At 71.4% G+C, this 6,921-nt stretch carries 5 protein-coding genes; 3 read left to right on the top strand and 2 right to left on the bottom strand.

Annotated features, from left to right (window positions below; all coding sequences use genetic code 11):
• Positions 1-315: 315 nt before the first annotated feature.
• The gene (locus ACTIDRAF_RS0203005) at positions 316-846 is read left to right on the top strand and encodes a hypothetical protein (RefSeq protein ID WP_026065718.1); all 531 of its coding nucleotides are present in this window, start codon (positions 316-318) and stop codon (positions 844-846) included.
• Between the two features lie 109 nt (positions 847-955).
• On the opposite strand, the gene ACTIDRAF_RS0203000 is transcribed toward ACTIDRAF_RS0203005, so the two are convergent.
• Positions 956-3,433 carry a DNA gyrase/topoisomerase IV subunit A gene (locus tag ACTIDRAF_RS0203000; protein ID WP_016697236.1) on the bottom strand — a complete coding sequence of 826 codons (2,478 nt, stop codon included), beginning with the start codon at positions 3,431-3,433 and terminating at the stop codon, positions 956-958.
• Between the two features lie 80 nt (positions 3,434-3,513).
• The gene (locus tag ACTIDRAF_RS0202995; RefSeq protein ID WP_016697235.1) at positions 3,514-5,577 is read right to left on the bottom strand and encodes a DNA gyrase/topoisomerase IV subunit B; all 2,064 of its coding nucleotides are present in this window, start codon (positions 5,575-5,577) and stop codon (positions 3,514-3,516) included.
• A gap of 345 nt (positions 5,578-5,922) precedes the next feature.
• Here ACTIDRAF_RS0202995 and ACTIDRAF_RS31740 point away from each other — a divergent pair, with 345 nt between their 5' ends.
• Together ACTIDRAF_RS31740 and ACTIDRAF_RS26990 are read left to right on the top strand one after the other, a co-directional pair.
• Positions 5,923-6,690 carry a TetR/AcrR family transcriptional regulator gene (locus ACTIDRAF_RS31740; RefSeq protein WP_016697234.1) on the top strand — a complete coding sequence of 256 codons (768 nt, stop codon included), beginning with the start codon at positions 5,923-5,925 and terminating at the stop codon, positions 6,688-6,690.
• Positions 6,691-6,701: 11 nt separating this feature from the next.
• The coding region (locus tag ACTIDRAF_RS26990) for a PEP/pyruvate-binding domain-containing protein (protein WP_157162810.1) at positions 6,702-6,921 on the top strand (220 nt) is incomplete at its 3' end.

The raw sequence follows: 6,921 nt of genomic DNA, 5'->3' as shown, positions 1-6,921 counted from the left end.
AGCGCACTCCCGCCCCTCTCCTGGGCGGGAGTGCGCTGCGGGCCACCGCTCCATCGGCACTCGTCCTCGCTGTCGCGGGCGGGGGCGGTGCCGAGCGGGTCCCCCGGCCCAGGGGGACCGATCTCGGATCGCCCGGGTGCCCCACCACCCGACCAGGACAGCGCATACCGCGGCCGCCCCACCAGTGACACCGCGTCATGTCGGAGAGGTGACGTCGTGGCCCTACGCCCGGCCGGCCGCACGACGAAGACTCGGGGGAGCGAGGCAGGGCAGCCCTTCCCGGGCGACCACCACCTCGCGGCACCGTCCCCCAGCATGACAGGAGATCCGCAAGCCGTGGAGAGCAACTTCATCACCGACCTCTTCGCCCGACTGGCCGAGTTCGCGGCGGGCGCCGAGACCTGGCAGCAGGTCGGCGTGTTGCTGGTCGCCGGTGCGATTCCCTTCATCGAGTCCTACCTGGGGAGTTTCCTCGGCGTGCTCGTCGGAGTGCCCGCCGGGCTGGCGGTCCCCGCCGCCGTGATCGGCAACATGATCGTCACCTTCGCCCTCATCGCGGTCGCGGGCAGGGCCCGCGTCGCCGCGACCCGCAGGCGGGGGAACGGCGCGGGCGGCGCCGAGGCCTCGCCTCGCCGACGGAAGATCGCCAAGTACCTCGACAGGTTCGGTGTGCCCGGGGTGTGCCTGCTCGGGCCGATCGTGGTGGCGAGCCAGATCAGCGCCCCCGCCCTCGTCGCCCTCGGCGCGACCAAACGCAGCGTCTACGTCTGGCAGACCGTCGCGATCGTCGCCTGGGGCGTGCTGTTCGGCTTCTTCGGTGACCTCGTCGCGGGCTGGCTCATGTGAACACCCACCGGCCCCCGGGCCTCGCCCGCACCCGGCCCGCGCGACCGGTCATCCCGATCGCGCGGGCCGCGTGCGTTCCGCCCACGGCCGGGCGGACGTCGGGGATCGTTCAGTCGCGTTCGAGCAGGTAACCCACCACCACGGGGATCTCGGCGGGCACGCCGGACCCGTCGCGCCGTTCGTCGGGCTCGGGCAGCTCCACGGGCGTCCCGTTCCCGGTCGACGGAGCGGGCCGCGCGCCCACCCACGCGGTGGACAACTCCGACTCGGTGGCGAGGAACCGCTGCGCCCGCACCCCGGCCGTGGCGCGGCCCTTGGCCGGGAACTCGGCGAACGGGGTCACCTTCACCGTCTCCCCGGTCGCGGTGATCACCACGGGGTCACCGTCCTCGGCGACCGCGCCGAAGAAGACCACCCTGGCGTCGCCCTTCACGTTGATGCCGGCCATGCCGCCACCCCGCAACCCCTGCGGGCGCACCAGCGTCGCCGAATAGCGCAGCAGGGCGGCGTCGGAGGAGACGAACACCAGCGACTCCTGGCCGTCGGCCAGCCACGTCGCCCCGACCACCTCGTCGCCGTCCCGCAGCGCGATCAGCTCGAACTCGTCCGCCCGGACCGGCCACTCCGGCGAGCACACCTTCACCACGCCCTGCCTGGTGCCCAGGGCGAGGCCGGGGGAGTCACCGATCTGGTCGCCCAGCGGGGCGAGTCCCAGCACCCGCTCCCCGGGCGCGAGGGACACCAGTTCCCGCACCGGCATCCCGCCGCGCAGGGAGACGATGCCCGACTGCTGCGGCAACACCGGCAGCGGGAGCACATCGGTCTTGATGCCCCGGCCGTGGCTGGTGACCAGCACGACCTGCCCGCGAGCCGTGGAGTCGACCACGGCGGTCACCGCGTCGTGCCGGACCCGCCCGTTGCGGCGCCGGGCCTCCGCGGCCTCCTCCGAGGCGGCGGCCGTCCGGGACACCAGCCCGGTGGCGGACAGGATGACCTGGCACGGGTCGTCGGCGATCTCCAACGGCCCCGCCGGCTTCGACGCCGCCAACACCTCCTTGAGATCCCCGTCGATCAGGGTGGTGCGCCGCTCGGTGGGGAACTCCTTCGCGATGCGGCCCAGTTCGGTCGACACCAGTCGGCGCAGGACCGCCTCGTCGTCGAGGATGCGGGACAGCTCGGCGATCTCGCTGGTCAGCCGCTCCCGCTCCTCCTCCAGCTCCAGCTTGTCGTACTTGGTCAGCCGGCGCAGCGGGGTGTCGAGGATGTAGGTGGCCTGGATCTCGGAAAGGTCGAAGTGGGCCATCAGGCCCTCCTTCGCGGCCTTGGCGTCGTCGCTCTCCCGGATCAGTCGGATCACCCGGTCGATGTCGACCAGCGCCCGGATGAGGCCCTCCACCAGGTGCAGCCGGTCGGAGCGCTTGCGACGGCGGAACGTGGTCCGGCGCCGCACCACGTCGAACCGGTGGGCCAGGAACACCTCCAGCAGTTCCTTCAGACCCAAGGTCCGGGGCTCGCCGTCGACGAGGACGAGGTTGTTGATCCCGAAGGACTGCTCCAACGGGGTGAGCCGGTAGAGGTCGGCCAACAGCGCCTGCGGGTTCACGCCCACCTTGCACTCGATGACCAGCCGGGTGCCGTTCTCCCGGTCGGTGAGGTCCTTGACGTCGGCGACCCCGGTGAGCCGCTTGGACTTGTTCACCTCGTCGGTGATCTTCTCAATGATCTTCTCCGGCCCCACGCCGTACGGGAGCTCGGTGACGGTGATGGCCTGCCGGCCCCGGCTGCCGGGCAGCGGACCCGTCTCCACCTTGGCCCGCATCCGCACCACGCCACGGCCCGTCGCATAGGCCTTGCGGACCTCGTCGAGGCCCAACAGCAGGCCGCCGGTGGGCAGGTCGGGGCCGGGTACGAACTCCATCAGCTTGTCCAGGCTGGCGTCCGGGTGCCGGATCAACCAGCGGGCCGCCGCGACGACCTCGCCCAGGTTGTGCGGGATCATGTTGGTCGCCATGCCCACCGCGATCCCCGAGGTGCCGTTGACCAGCAGGTTCGGGAACGCGGCCGGCAGCGCGGCCGGTTCCTCCAACGACCCGTCGTAGTTGGGCCGGAAGTCGACGGTGTCCTCACCGAGCTCGGCGACCAGCTGCGAGGCCGCCGGCGACATCCGCGCCTCGGTGTACCGGCTCGCCGCGGGTCCGTCGTCGGGGGAGCCGAAGTTGCCGTGCCCGTCGATCAGCGGCACGTTCATGGAGAAGTCCTGCGCCAACCGCACCATCGCGTCGTAGATCGCGGTGTCCCCGTGCGGGTGGTACTTGCCCATCACGTCCCCCACCACCCGGGACGACTTCACGTAGGCGTGGGTGGGTCGGTACCCCTGCTCGTGCATCGAGAACAGGATGCGGCGGTGCACCGGCTTGAGGCCGTCCCTGGCGTCGGGCAACGCACGGGAGTGGATCACCGAGTACGCGTACTCCAGGTAGGAGTCCTCGATCTCGGTGTGCACCGGGTTGTCCACGACATGTCTGCCCGGTTGGTCGAAGGCGGTCGGGTCGACCTTGGTCTGCGCGCTGCCCTTCCGGCGTGCCATTGCTCAGCTTCTCCTTGGCGAGGTGGGGCCGTGCCCCGAGGTCGGTGTCCGCGCGCGGACGGCGCACGGAGGGGAGTGGCTCAGACGTCGATCGCCGCCCGGTCCACCCGGGCGGCCGAACGCACCAGCCAGGCGCGACGTGGCTCGACCTTCTCCCCCATCAGCAGGTCGAGGGCCTCGTCCGCAGCGGCGGCGTCCGCCTCGGCGAGGGTAATGCGGCGCACCGACCGGGTGGCCGGGTTCATCGTCGTCTCCCACAGCTCGTCGGCGTCCATCTCACCGAGGCCCTTGAACCGGGGGACCGGGGTGACCACCTGTTTCCCCGCCTTCTCCAACCGGGCCACGGTGGTCTCCATCTCCCGCTGGGTGAAGGTGAAGTGCGTCTGCGGCTTCCGGCCCCGCGTGGTGATCTTGTGTAGCGGTGGCATCGCCGCGTACAACCGGCCGTCCTCGATGACCGGGCGCAGGTACTTCGCGAACAACGTGATGAGCAGGGTGCGGATGTGCGAGCCGTCGACGTCGGCGTCCGCCATCAGGATGACCCGCCCGTACCGCATCGCGGAGAGGTCGAAGGTCCGACCCGAGCCGGCGCCCAGCACCTGCACGATGGAGGCGATCTCGGCGTTGCGCAGCGTGTCGGCGAGGCTGGCCTTCTGGACGTTGAGGATCTTCCCGCGCAGCGGCAGCAGCGCCTGGTACTCCGAGACCCGGGCCAACCGCGCCGAGCCGAGAGCGCTGTCGCCCTCCACCAGGAACAGTTCGCTGCGGGCGACACCCGTGGTGCGGCAGTCCACCAGCTTCGCCGGCATCGCCGCGCCCTCCAACGCGGTCTTGCGGCGCGCGGCGTCCTTCTGCTGCTTCTGGGTGAGGCGCACCCGGGAGGCGTCGACGATCTTCTGCAGGACGGTCTTGGCCTCGACCTTGGTCCTGCGGTCCTCGGTCCACTCCCGCAGGTGCGCCTCGACCACGGACTGCACGACCTTGGTGATCCCGGCCGTGGACAGTTCGTCCTTGGTCTGCGAGGTGAACTGCGGTTCGGGGATGCGGACGTGGATGACCGCCGTCATCCCCTCCAGCACGTCCTCGAGGGTGGGTGGTTCCTCCTTCGCCCGCAGCAGACCCCGGGTGCGGGCGATCGCCGCGTGCAGCGCCTTCACCGCCGCCCGTTCGAACCCCTTGCGGTGGGTACCGCCGTGCATGTTGCGGATGGTGTTGGTGAAGCACTCCACGGTCCGCTCGTAGCCGGTGCCCCAGCGGAAGGCGACCTCCACCTCGGCGCGGCGTGGCACGTTGGACTGCATCACGCCGTTCTCGTCGGCCGCGTTCTCCTTGTAGGTGCCCTCACCGGAGACCACCAAGGTGCCCGACACGGCCCGATCGCCGGCGGGTGCCAGGAAGTCCACCATGTCGGGCAGCCCGTTGGGGAAGTGGAAGGTCTCCTCGCTGATGCTGTCCTCGGTGGCCGTGCGCAGCACGTAGGTGACACCGGGCACCAGGAACGCGGTGTTCCGCAGTTTCGACCGCACCGCCTCCACGTCCAACGCGGCACCGGTCTCGAAGTAGCGGGCGTCGTGCCAGTAGCGGATCGAGGTCCCGGTGGACTCGTCCCGCTTCATCTTCCCGGTGACGTGCAACCCGGAACGCGGCGTGAACGTGGCGCGCGCCCCGGGACCGTCGAACACGCCGGGGACGCCGTGGGCGAAGGACATCTGGTGGACCAGGCCGTCCCGGCGGACCGTCACGTCGAACCGGTGGGACAGGGCGTTCACCGCGGAGGCGCCGACCCCGTGCAGGCCGCCGGAGGTCTTGTACCCGGAGCCGCCGAACTTGCCGCCCGCGTGCAACCGGGTCAGGACCAGCTCCACCCCGGAGATCCCGGACTTGACGTGCACCCCGGTGGGGATGCCCCGGCCGTCGTCGTCGACCTGGACGCTGCCGTCGGCGTGCAGGGTGACGACGATGCGGGTCGCGTACCCGGCCACGCCCTCGTCGGTGGAGTTGTCCACGATCTCGCTGAAGAGGTGGTTGATCCCCCTGCTGTCGGTCGAGCCGATGTACATGCCGGGACGTTTGCGGACCGCCTCCAGGCCCTCCAGATGCGTGAGGTCGTCGGCCCCGTAGATGGTTTCAGCTGACGCAGTCACAGGGTCGTTCTCCCGAATCGTGGCCGATGGACGTGCCCGCGCACGGAGTCGTCGCGAACTGGCGGATCACCGTACTGGACCATACCGACGGCAAGGAGCGCTCCACGCGTTCGGCTCTGACCTGCCGGTTGTCCGAAATGACTCCGCGTTGACGACCACAGCGCCGGCGGCGGCCCCGGCCGCTCCCGGGGTCCGCGAGACCACGCGGTATCTCCCTCGGTCACGGCTCGCGACCCTGGGTGACCGCCACTCCCGGTGAGCACCGTCACGGGCGGACGCTCCGCGTCCGGCGCCGATCTCCCCCACGCCGTCCCCGGGAAGGGGAGTACCCTCAGTCGTGACCAGATGAACGATTCCGGTCACGACGTTCGGAGGGTGTGGGTGGCGGGCAACGAGCGGGACGAGGCGACGGTGACCGGGGACACTCGGCGGGACCGCGCCGGGCGGATCCTGGACGCCGCCTCCACCCTCACCCTGCGCTGGGGCTACCAGAAGACGACCATCGACGACATCGCCCGCGCCGCCGGCGTCGCCAAGGGCACCATCTACCTGCACTGGAAGAGCCGGGACGCGCTCTTCCTCGCGCTGCTCCGCCGGGAACGGGCCCAGGCCGCCACCGAGATCCGCGACCGCGCCGCCCAGGACCCCGCCGGTCACTCGCTGCGGGGAGTGCTCGCCCACTCCTACCGGGTCATCGCCCGCCGCCCCCTGCTCCTCGCCGTCCTCACCCGCGACCGGGACGTCCTCGGCCGCCTGCTCACCACCGGAGACCCGACCGCCAGCAGGCCACCGCTGGCCGTCGGTTTCCCCCGTTACCTGGAGCGACTGCGCGCCGGCGGCTGGGTCCGCACCGACCAGCCGCTGGCGGCCCAACTGTCCCTGGGCACCGCCACGATGTACGGCTTCCTGCTCACCAGGCCACTCCTGCCCGAGGAGTTCGCCGTCACCGACGACACCGCCGCCGACCTGGTCGCCGACACCGTGTGCCGGGCACTCGACCGGGGCAGCCCGCTCGCCGACACCGAGGCCGAGGGCGTGGCGGCCGCCTCCGCCGCCTACCTCGCCGAGGCCGCCCGCTTCACCACCGAACGTTACGAGAACGAGGTGGCCTGACCCCAGGCCGGATGAGGAGCCCACTGGTGGACAACGAGGTCGACCACCCCTTCGTCCTCCCGCTCGGCGCGGGCGGAACGGACCTCTCCCTCGTCGGTGGGAAGGGAGCCTCCCTGGACCGCCTGATCCGCGCCGGACTCCCCGTCCCCGCCGGCTTCCACGTCACCACCGCCGCGTACCGCGCCGCCGCCGGCCATCCGCGACCGCGCCCGGCAGCGGGGGAGGAGGCCG

Origin of the sequence: Actinoalloteichus spitiensis RMV-1378, from assembly GCF_000239155.1 — a bacterium.
Taxonomy (GTDB): domain Bacteria; phylum Actinomycetota; class Actinomycetes; order Mycobacteriales; family Pseudonocardiaceae; genus Actinoalloteichus_B; species Actinoalloteichus_B spitiensis.
Note: the sequence above shows the minus strand (reverse complement) of the source record. Positions and strands in the feature narration are given on the sequence as shown.

Excerpts from the sequence above, each read along its gene's own strand:
- ACTIDRAF_RS31740 (WP_016697234.1), top strand. The coding sequence starts at position 5,923 with ATGAACGATTCCGGTCACGACGTTCGGAGGGTGTGGGTGGCGGGCAAC.
- ACTIDRAF_RS0203000 (WP_016697236.1), bottom strand. The coding sequence starts at position 3,433 with ATGGCACGCCGGAAGGGCAGCGCGCAGACCAAGGTCGACCCGACCGCC.
- ACTIDRAF_RS0203005 (WP_026065718.1), top strand. The coding sequence starts at position 316 with ATGACAGGAGATCCGCAAGCCGTGGAGAGCAACTTCATCACCGACCTC.